The organism is Citrobacter sp. Cpo065, assembly GCF_030332805.1.
Taxonomy (GTDB): domain Bacteria; phylum Pseudomonadota; class Gammaproteobacteria; order Enterobacterales; family Enterobacteriaceae; genus Citrobacter; species Citrobacter portucalensis.
Map to the genome: position 1 here is coordinate 646,033 of NZ_JAOWHC010000034.1, position 18,235 is coordinate 664,267.

17 protein-coding genes are annotated in these 18,235 nt (G+C 53.0%); 8 read left to right on the plus strand and 9 right to left on the minus strand.

What is annotated here, in order from left to right:
- The first annotated feature begins 3 nt into the window (after positions 1-3).
- The gene (bdcA, locus tag OGY68_RS19195; RefSeq protein WP_008784974.1) at positions 4-717 is read left to right on the plus strand and encodes an SDR family oxidoreductase; all 714 of its coding nucleotides are present in this window, start codon (positions 4-6) and stop codon (positions 715-717) included.
- A 67-nt stretch (positions 718-784) separates the two neighbouring features.
- Here bdcA and kdsA read toward each other — a convergent pair whose 3' ends face one another.
- From kdsA to hemA, 6 genes are read right to left on the minus strand one after another with little or no spacing between them, the layout of a single operon-like run.
- On the minus strand, positions 785-1,639 hold the full coding sequence (gene kdsA / locus OGY68_RS19200) for a 3-deoxy-8-phosphooctulonate synthase (protein WP_003020772.1): 855 nt from the start codon (positions 1,637-1,639) through the stop codon (positions 785-787).
- 35 nt (positions 1,640-1,674) lie between these two features.
- The gene (gene sirB1, locus OGY68_RS19205; protein WP_003020775.1) at positions 1,675-2,484 is read right to left on the minus strand and encodes an invasion regulator SirB1; all 810 of its coding nucleotides are present in this window, start codon (positions 2,482-2,484) and stop codon (positions 1,675-1,677) included.
- Between the two features lie 2 nt (positions 2,485-2,486).
- The gene (gene sirB2, locus OGY68_RS19210) at positions 2,487-2,879 is read right to left on the minus strand and encodes an invasion regulator SirB2 (RefSeq protein WP_032943708.1); all 393 of its coding nucleotides are present in this window, start codon (positions 2,877-2,879) and stop codon (positions 2,487-2,489) included.
- Positions 2,876-3,709, minus strand: a complete 834-nt coding sequence (prmC, locus tag OGY68_RS19215; protein ID WP_057066746.1) for a peptide chain release factor N(5)-glutamine methyltransferase — start codon at positions 3,707-3,709, stop codon at positions 2,876-2,878. Before prmC ends, sirB2 begins: the two co-directional genes overlap by 4 nt.
- Complete coding sequence (gene prfA / locus OGY68_RS19220; RefSeq protein WP_003020786.1) at positions 3,709-4,791, minus strand: peptide chain release factor 1; 1,083 nt, start codon at positions 4,789-4,791, stop codon at positions 3,709-3,711. Before prfA ends, prmC begins: the two co-directional genes overlap by 1 nt.
- Before the next feature lie 41 nt (positions 4,792-4,832).
- Entirely contained in the window at positions 4,833-6,089 is a 1,257-nt protein-coding gene (hemA, locus tag OGY68_RS19225) for a glutamyl-tRNA reductase (protein WP_003833420.1), read from the minus strand.
- Positions 6,090-6,300: 211 nt separating this feature from the next.
- Between hemA and lolB the strand changes: the two genes are divergently transcribed.
- From lolB to dauA, 4 genes are all read left to right on the plus strand, one after another.
- Complete coding sequence (gene lolB / locus OGY68_RS19230) at positions 6,301-6,924, plus strand: lipoprotein insertase outer membrane protein LolB (RefSeq protein ID WP_057066748.1); 624 nt, start codon at positions 6,301-6,303, stop codon at positions 6,922-6,924.
- Positions 6,921-7,772 (plus strand): 4-(cytidine 5'-diphospho)-2-C-methyl-D-erythritol kinase, encoded by an 852-nt coding sequence (gene ispE / locus OGY68_RS19235; RefSeq protein WP_008784980.1) that lies wholly within the window; start codon positions 6,921-6,923, stop codon positions 7,770-7,772. Before lolB ends, ispE begins: the two co-directional genes overlap by 4 nt.
- Positions 7,773-8,041: 269 nt before the next feature.
- Entirely contained in the window at positions 8,042-8,989 is a 948-nt protein-coding gene (gene prs / locus OGY68_RS19240; protein ID WP_001518537.1) for a ribose-phosphate diphosphokinase, read from the plus strand.
- Between the two features lie 124 nt (positions 8,990-9,113).
- Positions 9,114-10,796: a C4-dicarboxylic acid transporter DauA gene (gene dauA, locus OGY68_RS19245; protein WP_071692414.1), complete on the plus strand. Its 1,683-nt coding sequence runs from the start codon at positions 9,114-9,116 to the stop codon at positions 10,794-10,796.
- A gap of 97 nt (positions 10,797-10,893) precedes the next feature.
- Here dauA and OGY68_RS19250 read toward each other — a convergent pair whose 3' ends face one another.
- Together OGY68_RS19250 and OGY68_RS19255 are read right to left on the minus strand one after the other, a co-directional pair.
- Positions 10,894-12,357 carry a pyridoxal phosphate-dependent decarboxylase family protein gene (locus OGY68_RS19250; protein ID WP_057066750.1) on the minus strand — a complete coding sequence of 488 codons (1,464 nt, stop codon included), beginning with the start codon at positions 12,355-12,357 and terminating at the stop codon, positions 10,894-10,896.
- A gap of 15 nt (positions 12,358-12,372) precedes the next feature.
- On the minus strand, positions 12,373-13,758 hold the full coding sequence (locus OGY68_RS19255) for a diaminobutyrate--2-oxoglutarate transaminase (protein ID WP_057066752.1): 1,386 nt from the start codon (positions 13,756-13,758) through the stop codon (positions 12,373-12,375).
- Between the two features lie 608 nt (positions 13,759-14,366).
- Here OGY68_RS19255 and lysC point away from each other — a divergent pair.
- Entirely contained in the window at positions 14,367-15,728 is a 1,362-nt protein-coding gene (gene lysC, locus OGY68_RS19260) for a lysine-sensitive aspartokinase 3 (RefSeq protein ID WP_048216237.1), read from the plus strand.
- Positions 15,729-15,854: 126 nt separating this feature from the next.
- On the opposite strand, the gene ychH is transcribed toward lysC, so the two are convergent.
- Positions 15,855-16,136: a stress-induced protein YchH gene (ychH, locus tag OGY68_RS19265; RefSeq protein WP_003833480.1), complete on the minus strand. Its 282-nt coding sequence runs from the start codon at positions 16,134-16,136 to the stop codon at positions 15,855-15,857.
- Positions 16,137-16,410: 274 nt separating this feature from the next.
- Between ychH and pth the strand changes: the two genes are divergently transcribed.
- Positions 16,411-16,995, plus strand: coding sequence for an aminoacyl-tRNA hydrolase (gene pth, locus OGY68_RS19270; protein WP_003020814.1), 585 nt, complete (start codon positions 16,411-16,413; stop codon positions 16,993-16,995).
- Positions 16,996-17,110: 115 nt separating this feature from the next.
- Positions 17,111-18,205, plus strand: a complete 1,095-nt coding sequence (ychF, locus tag OGY68_RS19275; protein WP_003020818.1) for a redox-regulated ATPase YchF — start codon at positions 17,111-17,113, stop codon at positions 18,203-18,205.
- Positions 18,206-18,235: the final 30 nt, after the last annotated feature.

An 18,235-nucleotide genomic window follows, 5' to 3' on the forward strand; every position in this document is an offset into this window, starting at 1 on the left:
CTCATGTCTTCTTTTAACGGCAAGTCAGTTCTGGTTCTTGGCGGCAGTCGTGGGATTGGCGCGGCTATCGTGCGCCGTTTTGCCGCGGATGGCGCATCGGTTACCTTTACCTATTCAGGCTCCCCTGACGCTGCCAAAGCGCTTGCTGATGAGACGGGTACCCAGACAGCGCAAACCGATAGCGCCGATCGTAACGCCGTCATCAACCGGGTACGCGAAAGCGGCCCGCTGGACGTGCTGGTAGTTAATGCAGGCATTATTCTGTTTGGTGATGCGCTGGAGCAGGATCCGGATGACGTGGAGCGTCTGTTCCGGATTAACATTCACTCCCCATACTATGCGGCCGTGGAAGCGGCACGACAGATGCCTGACGGCGGACGCATTATCATTATTGGTTCTGTGAATGGCGACCGCATGCCTCTTGCTGGCCTGGCCTCTTATGCGGTGAGCAAATCAGCGCTGCAAGGGCTGGCCCGGGGGCTGGCACGTGATTTTGGACCGCGGGGCATTACGGTAAACGTGGTTCAACCGGGTCCTATTGATACCGATGCCAACCCGGAAAATGGCCCACTGAAAGAGGTGATGCACAGTTTTATGGCGCTAAAACGACATGGCCGTCCAGAGGAAGTTGCGGGAATGGTTGCCTGGCTTGCAGGCCCTGAGGCTGGGTTTGTGACGGGGGCAATGCATACAATTGACGGTGCGTTTGGCGCCTGACGGCCACCCTTAACACTTTTCTCAAACAGCAGTCCGAAGAGATATCTCTCCGGACTGCAATACTTTCTTAGTTCTCGGTATCCAGCTCGTCGAAGCTTTTAACCAGGTCATCAATCGCTTTAATCTGAGTCAGGAACTGTTCCAGTTTCGCCAGCGGCAGCGCGGATGGACCGTCGCATTTCGCATTGGCTGGATCCGGATGCGCTTCAATAAACAGACCGGCCAGACCTACCGCCATACCTGCGCGCGCCAGTTCGGTAACCTGCGCACGACGACCGCCGCTTGCTGCGCCAAACGGGTCACGGCATTGCAGCGCATGGGTAACGTCAAAAATCACCGGCGAGTTGCCAGAAACTTTCTTCATCACGCTGAAGCCCAGCATATCCACAACCAGGTTGTCATAACCAAAGTTCGCGCCACGGTCGCACAGAATTACTTTGTCGTTACCGCCTTCATGGAATTTGTCCACGATATTGCCCATCTGGCCCGGGCTTACGAACTGCGGTTTTTTCACGTTGATAACGGCACCGGTTTTCGCCATCGCTTCCACCAGATCGGTCTGACGAGCGAGGAATGCCGGCAGCTGAATCACATCCACCACGTCAGCAACAGGCTGAGCCTGGCTGGCTTCGTGAACGTCGGTGATCACTTTTACGCCAAAAGTCTGCTTCAGTTCCTGGAAGATTTTCATCCCTTCTTCAAGGCCCGGCCCACGGTAAGAGTGGATGGAAGAACGGTTGGCTTTATCAAAGGAGGCTTTGAACACGTAAGGGATACCCAGCTTTTGAGTAACGGTTACGTAGTGCTCACAAATGCGCATCGCCAGATCGCGGGATTCCAGCACGTTCATTCCGCCAAACAGCACGAACGGCAGGTCATTTGCCACGTTGATGTCGCCAATGCTAACCACTTTTTGTTTCATAGGATCGCCTTAAACGGTAGGTAAAGTGTCATTAATCAATGCAATACAATTTGCTTGTGCGAAATAGTATTAATCTGCGCACGAATCATTTCGCTGATCGGGTCTTCCGGACACTGTTCAACGAAATAACTTAAATCGGTCAGCGCAACATGTTCACACTCCAGCTGCGCGTAAATTAATCCACGATCGCGTATTTCATACGGATCTTCAGGATTAAACTGTAATAGTGCTTCGCTGGCACGCAGCGCCAGCTCCATTTGCCGCTCTTCCATCAGCGATGATTTCAGCGTGTCGAGCAGCTTACGAATTACTTCTGCATTATCCGCCTCATCCAGGTCTTCGTTAAACAGCTCCGCGACCGGGCTGATATTCCCCTTCAGCCACACTTCCAACGTGTGCTCATTTAACGTTTCGCCATTGAACGGATTGATTAGCCACATTTCGCCATCGAGCGATTCAATACGCAGGATGAGTTGTGTCGGGAAAATCACCGGCACCAGTGGCAGCTCCAGTCGGTTGGCAATCCACAATAAGATCGCGCCCAGGGATACGGCGCTGCCCTGACGATTTTTCAGTACCTGATCAAGCCATAGTGCATCAGAAAGACGATAGACGCCGTGGGTATCCGTAAACCCCCATTCGCCGTAAAAAAGTGCCAGCAGTTTTTCCAGTTGCTCATCCTGAGACAGGAGCTGGCTAATTTCTTCTTGCGCCAGACTGACCAGACGTTCCAGTTCGTCATAGACAGTTTGTGTTGGAAAATCCAGACGGATAGACTCCGACGCCAGGATCATCCCATCACACAATGGCGCTTTATTAAATTCGAAATCAGCTAACGACCTCATGCTTACCCCAGTAACGGTATTTTTGTGGTGGCGAGTTTAATGATGATGTACAGCACCACCAACGCCAGCGGAAAAGCGATTAATCGCGCCTGCTGACTGCGCGCCCGACGATAATCGAGCGCAATAAAACCCAAAACGATGTAAATGATAACCCCAAACAGCTTTTCAGTCAGCCATGTCCCGTGCTCAGTGAATGGCAGGATGTGCGCTTTAACCATTAACGCTACGCCGCTGAGTAATAAAACGGTATCGACAACCGGCGGCACGATGCGCGTCCAGCGCGCGCAGGCAAGGCGCGAGTCGGTGTAACGCCACCAAAATCGCAGCGTCAGCAAACCAACCGAAAGCGCAATGCTGATGAGATGGACGTTGAGTAACACACCGAAGGTACTCATGATGGGATGCGTCCAATCGTAATTCGCTCATTGCCGCCATAGTCACGACAGGTTTCAACTGCCAGGTAACCCGCACGAGTAAAGGCATCACGGACGACCTCGCCCTGCTGCCAACCATGTTCCAGCAACAGATAGCCGCCGGGCGTTAACATGCGCTGAGACTGGTCGATGATATGCACGATATCCGCCAGCCCCTGATCGCCCGCCACCAGCGCCGACAGCGGTTCAAAGCGAACGTCACCTTGCGCCAGGTGCGGATCCTGTTCGTCGATATACGGCGGATTGCTGACAATCATGTCAAACTGCTGTCCCTGCAATGCGCTGAACCAGTTACTTTGCAGCACGCAAACATTGTCGATGCCCAGTTGCTGCTTGTTGCGAATGGCCAGTGCCACGGCATCAGGCATGCGGTCTACAGCAGTCACCGCACAATCCGGACGCTCGGTTGCCAGCGCCAGCGCAATGGCACCCGTGCCGGTTCCCAAATCAAGAATACGACACGCTGAGGCCGGCAGACGAGCCAGCGCCTGCTCCACCAGACACTCGGTATCCGGACGCGGAATAAGCGTGGCTGGAGACACAAATAGCGGCAACGACCAGAACTCACGCACGCCGGTTAAGTGCGCCACCGGCTCTCCCCGCTGACGCCGCTCCAGTAGCGTATCAAGCTGTTGACGCTGCGCCTCGGTTAACTCCGTTTCGCCGAAAGCGAGAATAAAGGTGCGCCCTTTGCCAGTAACGAACTCGAGTAAAATCTCGGCGTCACGGCGCGGACTTTCGCTTGCCTGTAATTGGCTAATCGCTTCACGCAGCCAGTGCTGATAATCCATTAATCCTGCTCGGACAACGCCGCCAGTTGGTCGGCCTGGTATTCCTGGACAATCGGCTCAATGAGCATATCCAGTTTGCCTTCCATCGCTTCATCCAGACGGTAGAGCGTCAGGTTAATGCGGTGATCGGTCACACGCCCCTGCGGGAAGTTATAGGTACGGTTACGATCGCTGCGATCGCCACTGCCCAACAGGTTGCGACGCTCAGAGGCTTCCGCCTGTTGACGTCTTGCCACTTCGGCCGCACGAATTCGCGCCCCCAGCACCGACATCGCTTTGGCTTTGTTTTTATGCTGTGAACGTTCGTCCTGGCATTCCACTACGATACCGGTCGGTAAGTGGGTAATACGGATTGCGGAGTCGGTGGTGTTAACGTGCTGACCGCCCGCGCCTGATGAACGGAAGGTGTCAATACGCAGATCGGCCGGGTTGATATCCGGCAGTTCGGCATCCGGCAGTTCCGGCATAACCGCGACCGTACAGGCAGAGGTATGAATACGCCCCTGCGATTCCGTCGCAGGTACGCGCTGCACGCGATGGCCGCCGGACTCAAACTTCAGTCGCCCGTAAACGCCTTCGCCGCTAATCTTGGCAATGACTTCTTTAAACCCGCCATGTTCGCCTTCACTGGCGCTCATGATCTCAACCCGCCAGCGACGCGATTCAGCGTAACGGCTGTACATGCGGAACAGATCGCCGGCAAACAGCGCCGCTTCATCACCACCAGTCCCCGCGCGCACTTCGAGGAAGGCGTTACGTTCGTCATCGGGATCTTTAGGTAATAGCAGGACCTGCAGATGTTGTTCCAGCTGCTCACATTTCTCTTTTGCTTCGCGCAGTTCATCCTGCGCCATTTCACGCATTTCAGGATCGTCGAGCATCATCTGAGCCGTCTCGATATCTTCCTGAACCTGTTGCCAGTCCGTAAAACAGCGAGATACATCGCTTAATTGCGCATATTCACGCGACAGCGCACGAAAGCGATCCTGGTCTGCGATAGTACCCGCATCACCGAGCAGCGCCTGAACTTCTTCATGGCGTTCATGCAGGGCTTCCAGTTTGGCAACGATAGAAGGCTTCATAGGCGTAAATGCACCCTGTAAAAAATAAGATTGGTGTGCTGCTACTCCAGCCCGAGGCTGTCGCGCAGAATATTCAGGCGTTCACTATCCCCGTCACGGGCGGCCTGTTGAAGTGATTTGGTTGGTGCATGAATCAGGCGATTGGTCAGTTTCCAGGCCAGATCCTGCATAATGGCTTGCGCATCACCGCCCTGTTGAAGAGCGGCTAACGCTTTGGCGGTCAGTTCATCACGGATCTGTTCTGACTGACTGCGATACTCGCGGATAGTGTCGCTTGCGCCCTGGGCGCGTAGCCAGGCCATAAACTCGCTGGCTTCCTGCTCCACTATTGTTTCGGCTTCCACCGCCGCCGCTTTGCGCTGGGCCAGGTTATGCGAAATGATGCTTTGCAGGTCATCAACGCTGTACAGATAGGCGTTAGACAATTTACCCACTTCCGGCTCGACATCGCGCGGTACGGCGATATCCACCAGCAACATAGGCTGATTGCGGCGGTTTTTAAGCGCACGTTCCACCATTCCTTTACCGATAATCGGCAGCGGACTGGCGGTAGAACTGATAATGATATCGGCATCCTGTAAACGCGCGTCTATATCACTCAGTGAAATCACCTCGGCGCCGACTTCATCCGCCAGCACCTGCGCACGCTCGCGAGTGCGGTTGGCGATGATCATTTTCTTCACTTTGTGCTCGCGCAGATGTCGCGCTACCAGCTCAATGGTTTCGCCCGCACCGACTAACAGCACGGTTACCGTGGAGAGCGATTCAAATATCTGCCGCGCCAGGGTACAGGCGGCAAACGCCACCGACACGGCGCTGGCGCCGATGTCAGTTTCTGTACGTACACGTTTTGCGACAGAAAATGATTTCTGGAACATGCGTTCCAGCGCACTGGCGTTCAGGTGACCTTTTTGCGAATCCGCAAACGCTTTTTTCACCTGCCCCAGAATTTGCGGTTCACCGAGCACCAGTGAATCCAGACCGCTGGCAACACGCATCAAATGACTGACCGCGTCGTTGTCCTGGTGCCAGTACAAGCTGTTGCGCAGATCTTCTTCATTGAGGTTATGGTATTCACACAGCCAGCGAACCAGCGCTTCTTGCAGGTTATCCTGCTCTTCAACGCTGAGATACAGCTCCGTGCGGTTACACGTCGACAGCACTACCCCGCCCTGCACCATTGGCTGCGCGAGCAGGCTGTCCAGCGCCTGATCGAGCGTATCCGGCGAAAACGTTACGCGTTCTCGCAGCGATACAGGTGCCGTTTTATGGTTAATACCAAGCGCTAAAAGGGTCATGTGTGCGGGAATAGTACCAGCGTTGATAAGGTTAGACTGGGTGCATCATACAGGATGCGTGCGGTCAATAAAAGAGACTGACCCCTTTTGGAGTAATAGCTTAGTGCACAAATTTAAGCGATTTAAGATAACTTGAACGTAGACGATGTCTGATGGCGGCGCTAGCATTAAGAGTTATAACTGCAACGTATCTCAAGGATTTGTCATCATTATGACCCTGCCTGATTTTCGCCTGATTCGCCTGCTGCCGCTGGCGGCCCTGGTTCTTACTGCCTGTACGCTCAACGCGCCTAAAGGTCCCGGTAAAAGCCCCGATTCTCCGCAGTGGCGCCAGCACCAACAGGAAATTCGCGCCCTGAACCAGTATCAGACGCGTGGTGCGTTTGCCTATATTTCCGATCAACAGAAAGTGTATGCCCGCTTTTTCTGGCAGCAAACCGGTCAGGATCGCTATCGTCTCCTGCTGACCAACCCTCTGGGCAGCACTGAACTGGAACTTAATGCGCAGCCGGGCAACGTCGAACTGGTCGATAACAAAGGCAAGCATTACACCGCCGACGACGCTGAAGAGATGATCGGCAAACTGACCGGCATGCCTATCCCATTAAACAGCCTGCGCCAGTGGATCCTTGGACTGCCAGGTGACGCCACCGATTATAAGCTCGACGACCAATATCGTCTGAGTGAAGTGAACTACAGCAAAGACGGTAAAAACTGGAAAGTGGTCTATAGCGCCTACGACAGCAAAACCCAGCCAGCGATGCCAGCAAACATGGAGCTGTCCGACGGCTCCCAGCGTATTAAGCTGAAAATGGATAACTGGATTGTGAAATGATGACCCATTGGCCCTCTCCGGCAAAACTGAATTTGTTTTTATACATCACCGGACAGCGTGCGGACGGTTACCACACGCTGCAGACCTTATTTCAGTTTCTTGATTATGGCGACACGATAGATATTACGCCGCGTAGCGACGGCGAAATTCACCTGTTAACCCCAGTGGAAGGCGTTGCGCATGAAGACAATCTGATCGTCCGTGCGGCACGTTCGCTGATGAAAGCGGCATCTGAAAGCAATTGCCTTCCCAAAGGGAGCGGTGCGGACATCAGCATCGACAAACGCCTGCCGATGGGCGGCGGTCTTGGCGGAGGTTCGTCTAATGCGGCAACCGTTCTGGTGGCGCTGAATCATCTCTGGCAGTGCGGACTTTCGGTTGATGAACTGGCGGCACTCGGCTTAACGCTGGGGGCGGATGTTCCCGTATTCGTGCGCGGCCATGCGGCCTTTGCCGAAGGCGTTGGCGAAATTCTGACGCCGGTCGAGCCTGAGGAAAAGTGGTATCTGGTTGCTCATCCGGGAGTCAGTATTCCGACACCGGTGATTTTTAACGATCCCGACCTCCCGCGCAACACGCCAAAAAGGTCAATAAAAACGTTACTAAAATGTGAATTCGGCAATGATTGCGAGGTTATCGCAAGAAAACGTTTTCGCGAGGTTGATGCGGCGCTTTCCTGGCTGTTAGAATACGCGCCGTCGCGCCTGACTGGTACAGGGGCTTGTGTCTTTGCTGAATTTGACACTGAGTCTCGTGCTCGCCAGGTGCTTGAGCAAGCCCCGGAATGGCTCAAAGGCTTTGTGGCGAAAGGCGTCAACCTCTCCCCATTGCACAGAGCGTTACTCTAAATCCTTCGGATTTCAGGAAGATGGCGAAATGACGAATCGCCAGGTGCATACAACTTCAGTATGTAACTGGTGTGAGGAATTGATGCCAGCGCAAATGAAACGCGAAAGATAAAGAGTAAACCGGGCAAGCTGAGTTGCGGTGACAACGTCACCCTGTTCCAGACGTTGCATCGCGCTCTTTAATACACCGCATGGAGAGGATACTGCCTGGCCCGCACAGTTTTCGGCAGATTCTTTCCACCAATGGACGCATGCCTGAGGTTCTTCTCGTGCCTGATATGAAGCTTTTTGCTGGTAACGCCACCCCGGAACTAGCACAACGTATTGCCAACCGCCTGTACACTTCACTCGGCGACGCCGCTGTAGGTCGCTTTAGCGACGGCGAAGTCAGCGTACAAATTAATGAAAATGTACGCGGTGGTGATATTTTCATCATCCAGTCCACTTGTGCCCCTACTAACGACAACCTGATGGAATTGGTCGTTATGGTTGATGCGCTGCGCCGTGCTTCCGCAGGCCGTATCACCGCCGTTATTCCTTACTTCGGCTATGCACGTCAGGATCGTCGCGTACGTTCAGCTCGTGTACCGATTACCGCTAAAGTCGTCGCTGATTTCCTGTCCAGCGTTGGCGTTGACCGCGTCCTCACCGTTGACCTGCATGCTGAACAGATCCAGGGCTTCTTTGACGTACCGGTTGATAACGTATTCGGTAGCCCGATCCTGTTAGAAGACATGCTGCAGCTGAACCTGGACAACCCGATTGTGGTTTCTCCGGATATCGGTGGCGTCGTGCGTGCCCGCGCTATCGCTAAACTGCTGAACGATACCGACATGGCTATCATCGACAAACGTCGCCCGCGTGCGAACGTTTCTCAGGTGATGCACATTATTGGTGACGTTGCAGGTCGTGACTGTGTTCTGGTTGATGACATGATCGATACCGGCGGTACGCTGTGCAAAGCAGCAGAAGCACTGAAAGAACGTGGTGCTAAACGCGTATTTGCTTACGCCACTCACCCGATCTTCTCAGGTAATGCGGCAAACAACCTGCGCAACTCAGTGATTGATGAAGTCGTTGTCTGTGACACTATTCCACTGACTGACGAAATCAAAGCGCTGCCAAACGTGCGTACATTGACCCTGTCGGGTATGCTGGCCGAAGCGATTCGTCGTATCAGCAACGAAGAATCCATCTCTGCTATGTTCGAGCATTAATCAAGCCCGGCTCAAAAACCCGCTGCGGCGGGTTTTTTTATCTGCAATACTTATTTGTATGACTTATGCCTCCTTCACCTGCCATTTAGTTGACAGATGATGCGCTCATGGATGAAACATTATTGTGAACAGATTATTTTCCTCACATGTGATGCCTTTCCGCGCCCTCATCGACGCTTGTTGGAAAGAAAAATATACTGCCTCTCGCTTTACCCGTGACCTGATCGCCGGGATAACCGTTGGGATCATCGCCATTCCGCTGGCAATGGCCCTGGCAATAGGCAGTGGCGTTGCGCCGCAGTACGGCCTGTATACCTCAGCCGTCGCTGGGATTGTTATCGCCCTTACCGGGGGATCGCGCTTTAGCGTATCTGGCCCAACCGCCGCCTTCGTGGTGATTCTGTATCCGGTGTCGCAACAGTTTGGGCTGGCAGGCTTGCTGGTTGCCACGCTCATGTCCGGGATATTCCTGATCCTTTTCGGCCTCGCTCGTTTTGGCCGCCTGATCGAATATATCCCCGTGTCGGTAACGTTAGGTTTTACATCGGGTATTGGTATCACCATCGGTACCATGCAGATTAAAGATTTTCTTGGCCTGCAGATGGCCCATGTCCCGGAGCACTATCTGCAGAAGGTTGGTGCGCTGTTTATGGCCTTGCCGACCATCAATTTCGGCGATGCCGCCATTGGCGTAGTGACGCTGGGGATCCTGATTTTCTGGCCGCGCCTGGGGATCCGACTGCCGGGTCACCTTCCCGCACTGCTGGCAGGCTGTGCGGTAATGGGTATCGTGAACCTGACCGGCGGCCATGTCGCCACCATTGGTTCTCAGTTCCACTACATTCTGGCTGACGGCTCACAGGGTAATGGTATCCCGCAGTTGCTGCCGCAGCTGGTCCTGCCGTGGAATATGCCGGAGTCAAACTTTACCCTGAGCTGGAGCTCGTTACAGGCGCTGTTACCGGCAGCCTTCTCGATGGCGATGCTGGGGGCAATTGAATCTCTGCTGTGCGCCGTCGTACTCGATGGAATGACCGGCACCAAACATAAAGCTAACAGCGAGTTGATTGGCCAGGGGCTGGGTAACATCGTGGCACCGTTCTTTGGCGGTATCACCGCCACAGCGGCAATTGCCCGCTCTGCGGCAAACGTCCGCGCCGGGGCGACCTCGCCAATCTCTGCGGTTATCCACGCGATTCTGGTGATCCTCGCCCTGCTGGTACTTGCACCGCTGCTTTCCTGGTTACCGCTTTCCGCCATGGCCGCCCTGCTGCTGATGGTGGCATGGAACATGAGTGAAGCGCATAAAGTGGTGGATTTGCTGCGCCATGCACCGAAAGACGACATCATTGTCATGCTGATGTGTATGTCGCTGACGGTACTGTTCGACATGGTTATTGCCATCAGCGTCGGTATCGTTCTCGCCTCTCTGCTGTTTATGCGTCGTATTGCGCGCATGACTCGCCTGGCGCCGGTCAACGTAGACGTACCGGACGATGTGCTGGTGCTGCGCGTTATTGGTCCGCTGTTCTTTGCCGCGGCGGAAGGATTATTTACCGATCTTGAGTCGCGTATTGAAGGTAAACGCATCGTAGTCTTGAAGTGGGACGCGGTCCCGGTACTGGATGCCGGTGGTCTGGACGCTTTCCAGCGCTTTGTAAAACGTCTGCCGGAAGGTTGTGAATTACGCATCAGTAATCTGGAATTCCAGCCGCTACGCACCATGGCGCGCGCGGGTATTCAGCCGATTGCCGGGCGCCTGACGTTCTTCCCGAATAAAGATGCTGCGCTAGCAGATATCCGCTAACGTGTAGCCCGGCCAGGCGAAACGCCGCCGGATTGCAAATGACAGACAAAAAAATGGCTCCCTTACCTGGGAGCCATTTTTATAACAAGCTTATTGCTTACGCGTTCAACAGTTGCTCAGCCGTTGCCTTCACGCTTGCCAGCAGGACTTTAACATCCTCCAGACATACCGTCGGATTGAGCAGCGTTAGCTTCAGGCAGGTGACACCATCTGCTTCGGTCACGCCGACGTTGGCGCTACCAGAAGCCAGCAGAACGTCACCAATACGCTGGTTCAGCAGCGCGACAAATGCCACGTCGTCACTTTGCGGGCGGAAGCGGAACAGCACGCTTGCCAGCTGCGGCTCCATCACCAGTTCAAGATGCGGCTGGGTTTTGACAAACTCAGCAACATCACGCGCCAGCGTCACACCGTTATCAATGATCTCGGCATACTGCTTTTTGCCCAGCGCTTCGAGGCCCATCCACAGCTTCAGCGCATCGAAACGACGCGTGGTCTGCAGCGACTTCGATACCAGGTTTGGTACGCCAGCCTCTTCATCGAAATCAGAGTTCAGGTACGCCGCCTGGTAACGCATCAGCTCGTAGTGGCGCGCATCTTTTAACAGGAACGCACCGCAACTGATGGTCTGGAAGAACTGCTTGTGGAAATCCAGCGTCACGGAATCTGCCAGTTCAAGGCCGTTCAGGAAGTCACGGTACTTCTCAGAAAGCAGTAACGCCCCGCCCCATGCCGCATCCACGTGCATCCAGATCTGATGTTCTGCCGCCAGCGCTGCAATATCCGCTAACGGATCGATTGCGCCCGCATCGGTAGTACCGGCAGTGGCGACGATTGCCATCACCTGCTCACCGTTGGCTTTCGCCTGGGCCAGCTTGTCTTTCAGGTCAGCCAGATCCATGCGTGAAAACGCATCGGTCTTCACCTGGGTGACAGAACGGTAGCCCAGCCCCATCAGCGCCATGTTCTTCTGCACGGAGAAGTGCGCGCTTTCAGAGCAGAACACTTTGATTTTACTCAGATCACCGGTCAGACCATCCTGCTGAATGGAGTGCCCCTGGCGAGCGAAGAAAGCATCACGCGCCAGCATCAGGCCCATCAGGTTACTCTGCGTACCGCCGCTGGTGAATACGCCCGCATCGCCTGTCGGGTATCCAACCTGCTCACGCAACCACTCGATCAGCTTGATCTCAATGATGGTGGCCGACGGGCTCTGGTCCCAGGAGTCCATACTCTGGTTGGTGGCGTTGATCAGCACTTCCGCCGCCTGGCTAATTACCAGGCTTGGGCAGTGCAGATGCGCCACGCACTGCGCATGGTGAACCAACAAGCTGTCTTTGAGAAAGTATTCAACCGCACGCTCAATGGCGGCCTGGTTGCCCAGGCCCTGAGACGTAAAATTCAGGTTGATACGTTCACGCAGTTGCTCAACGGTTTTACCCTGATACATCTCAGGCTGCTTCAACCATTCAACGACCGCTTGCGTACTCTGCTCGATAGCGTCCTGATAAGCTGCAATGCTTTGCGCCGAGCCGGACAGAATCGGGTTTACGTCTGACATTCGATCCAACTCCGTTTAAACCGGCTTCACGCCAGCGCCCAGCAGGGCGTTTTCGAATTTATCGAGGAAGATTTCCAGCTCAGCGTTGGTGATCAGCAGTGACGGCAGCAGGCGCAGCACGCACCCGTTGCGGCCACCACGCTCCAGAATCAGCCCATTTTCGAAGCATTTTTTCTGCAGCAACGCGGACAGTTCGCCATCGGCCGGGTAGCAGCCCATGTGATCCTGCGCTTCGTTCGGCTTCACGATTTCCAGGCCGATCATCAGACCCAGACCGCGCACCTGGCCGATAACCGGGTAGCGTTTCTGCAGGTCAGCCAGTTTGCCTTTCAGCCACTCGCCCTGGGCAGCAACTTTATCGGCAATCTTGTTATCTTTGAGGATCTTCAGCGTTGTCAGACCGGTCGCCATCGCCAACTGGTTGCCGCGGAAAGTACCAGTGTGGTGGCCCGGAGCCCACGCATCGAACTGCTTTTTAATGCCCAGCACCGCCAGTGGCAGACCACCGCCAACCGCTTTGGACATCACGATGATATCTGGCTCAATACCGGCATGTTCGAAGGCGAACAGTTTACCGGTACGTGCAAAGCCCGCCTGAACTTCATCGATGATCAGCAGAATGCCGTGTTCCTGCGTCACTTTACGAATGCGTTGCAGCCACTCGACCGGAGCCGGATTCACGCCACCTTCACCCTGCACCGCTTCGAGGATCACGGCAGCCGGTTTACGCACGCCGCTTTCAACGTCGTTGATCAGGTTTTCGAAGTAGTAGGTTAATGCTTTAACGCCAGCGTCGCCGCCGATACCCAGCGGACAACGGTATTGATGCGGATACGGCATAAACTGCACTTCCGCCATCATGTTGCTGACCGCTTCTTTCGGCGACAGGTTGCCGGTCACGGACAGCGCACCGTGGGTCATCCCGTGGTAGCCACCGGAGAAACTGATGATGCTGGAACGGCCGGTGACTTTCTTCGCCAGCTTCAGCGCCGCTTCAACAGCATCAGCGCCGGACGGACCGGTGAACTGCAGGCAATATTCTTTGCCCTGACCCGGTAATAAAGAAAGTAAATATGATGAGAATTCATCTTTTAACGGCGTGGTAAGGTCAAGCGTATGTAACGGTAAGCCGCTTGTGATGACACTTTGAATGCTCTGCAGCACTTCAGGATGGTTATGACCAAGCGCCAGGGTTCCGGCACCTGCCAGGCAATCAAGATATTGATTATTTTCTACATCAGTAATCCAGACGCCCTGCGCTTTAGCGATCGCTAATGGCAGTTTACGTGGATAGCTGCGGACATTAGATTCAAACTCAGCCTGTCTTGCTAAAAAGGTATCATTGCTCTGTGGTAATGAATTAGCACTTAAAGTATCAATACGGACTTTATCCGTCATCATATCACTCCTACAACCAGGTGTAGATTAACGCCTGATTGAATAAATGGTTATAAGGATTACCTGTAAAAAAGCGCGGCTAATATATGTTGTTTTAGCTTAGGACTCAATCATTTATTTTTCGGCATTGAAAATAACAACCTTTCCCTTTAAATTCAAAGCGTTACAACTACTTACCATTACTAAATCCTAAAGAAATATATCTATTTAATTAACAATGTTGTAGCTAATTGCAACGCAGACAATCTAATAAAAACCATGGAATTTTCGTGTTTTTATTATTTTTTTACACGTTTTTACCATTAATGATGCTCGCGATATCTTGTGATGCCATGATTTTTCACTTATTTGTCGATAAATCGAATAAAAAAGTCGATCCCTAAATATAAATCACTTAGTATGGCGCGCTTATTTGCAGGCTATGTAGATAAAATTAATGCGCAGCACCCGATAACGCGTACAGGCGACACGCGTTATCGACAACAGGTATTCCCTGGGTTGTCAGCAGAAATGTTCGCGGGCGGACATTTCGTAAGGCGAACTTCGTTCCCTTATGCCGAGAATGAAAATTTTCTAGCCATACTTTTATGGCGCCCTGATATGAGATTGTTATGACTCGCATTTATCCACCATCCGTCGTTGCCAAATTTGGCGGCACCAGCGTCGCTGATTTTGATGCGATGAACCGCAGCGCCAGCATTGTCCTTGCTGATCAAGATGTCCGTTTAGTCGTTTTGTCTGCTTCAGCAGGCGTGACAAACTTACTGGTTGAGCTTTCTGAAGGTCTGGAAACACATCAACAATTAGATAAGATTGAGACTTTACGCGCCATCCAATACAACATTATTTCCCGCCTGAAGCAGCCGTCCGTTATCAGCACGGAAATCGATAATCTTCTAAACAATATCCGTCGTCTTGCACAAACGGCGATGGTTTCGCCGTCTGATGCGTTAAGCGATGAATTAGTCAGCCATGGCGAGCTGATGTCCTCGCTACTGTTTACTGAAGTCTTACGTGAACGGCATGCTGAGGCCGGGTGGTTTGACGCCCGTAGCGTGATGCGTACTAACTCGAACTTCGGCTGTGCCGAACCCGAGCTTGGCACACTGCACCACCAGGTGGAGACTCACCTGCGCCCTCGTCTTGAGCAAGCGATTATGGTGACTCAGGGATTTATCGGGCGTGATGCCGCAGGGCACACCACAACGCTTGGACGCGGCGGTAGTGATTACACGGCTACGCTTCTCGGTGAGGCGCTTCACGCCACACGCGTTGACATCTGGACCGACGTCGCAGGGATCTACACCACCGACCCACGCATTGCGCCGCGGGCCAAACGAATCGACCATATCTCATTTTCCGAGGCCAGCGATATGGCCGCCTACGGTGCGAAGGTCCTCCACCCGGCGACACTGCTCCCGGCAATGCGTAAAAGCATTCCGGTCTTTGTTGGCTCAAGTAAGGATACTGCCGCCGGAGGTACGCTGGTGCACAACACCACCGATAATCCACCTCGCTATCGCGCGCTCGCCGTGCGTCGTAAACAGACGCTGTTGCGGTTACACAGTCTGGAGAAGCAAACTTCCTGTTCTTTCCTGGCGCAGTCCTTCGCCATTTTAGCTCGCCATGCGGTCACGGTGGATTTGGTTACAACCTCAGAGAATAGTATTGCGTTGGCGCTGGACGCCACTCATGCAACCTCAGGTGAAGACCATGTGCTGACCACCGCATTGTTTACCGCCTTGTCCTCCCACTGTCGTGTGGAAGTGGAAACCGGGCTGGCGCTGGTCACTTTGGTGGGGAATCAACTCACACAGGCTGCGGGAGTTTGCAAAGACGTTTTTGCCTGGCTTGAAGAACATACGGTACGAATGATTTGCCATGGGGCGTCAAACGATAACCTGAGCATTCTGTTGCCGGCTGACAATGCAGACAGCGCGATCAAAGCGTTACATTATCGGTTATTCGAATAACGCTTCTTTGTAGTATGCCACCAAGGGTAGAAGTCGTTTAACCCAGTACTGACGAACAAGCAGAGCCCTGGTTTTTAAACCAGGACTTTGTGTTCAAACAACTGCACTCCAAGCTGGGAAAGCTATTTAGTTATGCCGATGATTGGTATCACCGCGACGGCAGCGTTTGTCATAATGGCGCACCCACCAGTAACGATCGCTGATTTGTTCGTGCCCCCCCACTCTGGCACCCGCCAACCAGAGGACACCACCAACAAAAATACTGAGCACGGCACCATGTGCGAAAAACTGTGGCAGATTAAATTGCGGCAGTTGGTTTAAAATAGAGTAACCAACACCACCCACCATCACCACCAACCCTAAAGCCATGAGCACGTTACCGAGTAACGAAGCGTTTTTGCGTTTCATGTGTCACCTCCGGAACTTTGGGTTGTTACAGGGAATACCCCTAATCCTTATGTGTAAAGTATAGACAACACTGCCGTTCGCAAGTGCGGGAGCGATCACAATTACAAACACTCATGCAACAAAACTTTACAAATAAGCTACTGAACATACTCATTTTCTAATAGTCCATTTGTGCAATTATTCAGCTTTTGGCGATAAGCACGCAGTTTTTTGTCAACAGCAGCGTCAGACAGTAAACTACACGTCGTTTATCGAAACACTCAGGACAAAACACGTGGCGATTAAATTGATTGTCGGCCTGGCAAACCCCGGCGCAGAGTATGCGGCAACGCGACACAATGCAGGCGCATGGTATGTCGATCTGCTGGCAGAAAGATTACGCGCTCCCCTGCGCGATGAGCCGAAATTCTTCGGCTACACCTCCAGAGTTACGCTTGAAGGTGAAGACGTCCGTCTGCTGGTGCCAACCACATTTATGAATCTGAGCGGCAAGGCTGTCGGTGCGATGGCCAGTTTTTATCGTATTAACCCCGATGAAATTTTGGTCGCACACGATGAGTTAGACCTGCCCCCTGGAGTGGCCAAATTTAAGCTTGGCGGCGGTCATGGCGGACATAATGGCCTGAAAGACATCATTAGTAAGTTAGGTAATAACCCCAACTTTCATCGTTTACGCGTTGGAATTGGCCATCCGGGCGATAAAAACAAAGTTGTCGGATTTGTTTTAGGCAAACCGCCTGTTTCAGAACAGAAGTTAATTGATGAAGCAATTGACGAAGCGGCACGTTGTACCGAGATTTTGTTCAAAGACGGCCTGACCAAAGCGACGAGCCGGTTACACACCTTTAAAGCGCAATAAGCAGCGATGTGCGGCATTTTTCTCGCGTGCTGTGTATAATAGGCAAAGTTATTTACATTTCTACAATCTGTTTTCCATAACAGGTTGAATATTAAAAGATTAAGGTGATTTAAACATGGGATTCAAATGCGGTATCGTCGGTTTGCCAAACGTAGGCAAATCCACCCTGTTCAACGCGCTCACAAAAGCGGGTATTGAAGCGGCAAACTTCCCGTTCTGTACTATCGAGCCGAACACCGGTGTTGTCCCGATGCCCGATCCGCGTCTGGATCAGCTGGCCGAAATCGTCAAACCGCAGCGTATCCTGCCAACAACGATGGAATTCGTCGACATCGCCGGTCTGGTAAAAGGCGCGTCCAAAGGTGAAGGTCTGGGTAACCAGTTCCTGACCAACATCCGTGAAACCGAAGCTATCGGCCACGTGGTGCGTTGCTTTGAAAACGACAACATCATCCACGTTAATAACAAAGTGGATCCGGCTGACGACATTGAAGTTATCAATACCGAGCTGGCGTTGTCCGACCTCGACACCTGTGAGCGCGCTATCCATCGCGTGCAGAAGAAGGCCAAAGGCGGCGACAAAGACGCTAAAGCAGAACTGGCTGCGCTGGAAAAATGCCTGCCACAGCTGGAAAACGCTGGCATGCTGCGCGCATTGAAAACGCTGACTGACGAAGACAAAGCGGCCATCAAATACCTGAGCTTCCTGACGCTGAAGCCAACAATGTACATCGCCAACGTCAACGAAGACGGTTTTGAAAATAACCCGTACCTCGATAAAGTGCGCGAAATCGCGGCTGCCGAAGGTTCTGTTGTGGTTGCCGTTTGCGCAGCCGTTGAAGCTGACATCGCAGAACTCGATGATGCTGACCGTGAAGAATTCATGGCTGAAATGGGTCTGGAAGAGCCGGGCCTGAACCGCGTTATCCGTGCTGGCTACGAATTGCTGAACCTGCAGACCTACTTCACCGCTGGCGTGAAAGAAGTCCGTGCATGGACCATTCCTGTCGGTGCCACGGCTCCGCAGGCAGCCGGTAAAATCCATACCGACTTCGAGAAAGGCTTTATCCGCGCACAAACCATCGCGTTTGAAGATTTCATCACCTATAAAGGTGAGCAAGGTGCGAAAGAAGCTGGGAAAATGCGTGCCGAAGGTAAGGACTATATCGTCAAAGATGGCGATATCATGAACTTCCTGTTCAACGTCTAAATAAAATGTGTTGTCTCATGAGGTTGCAAC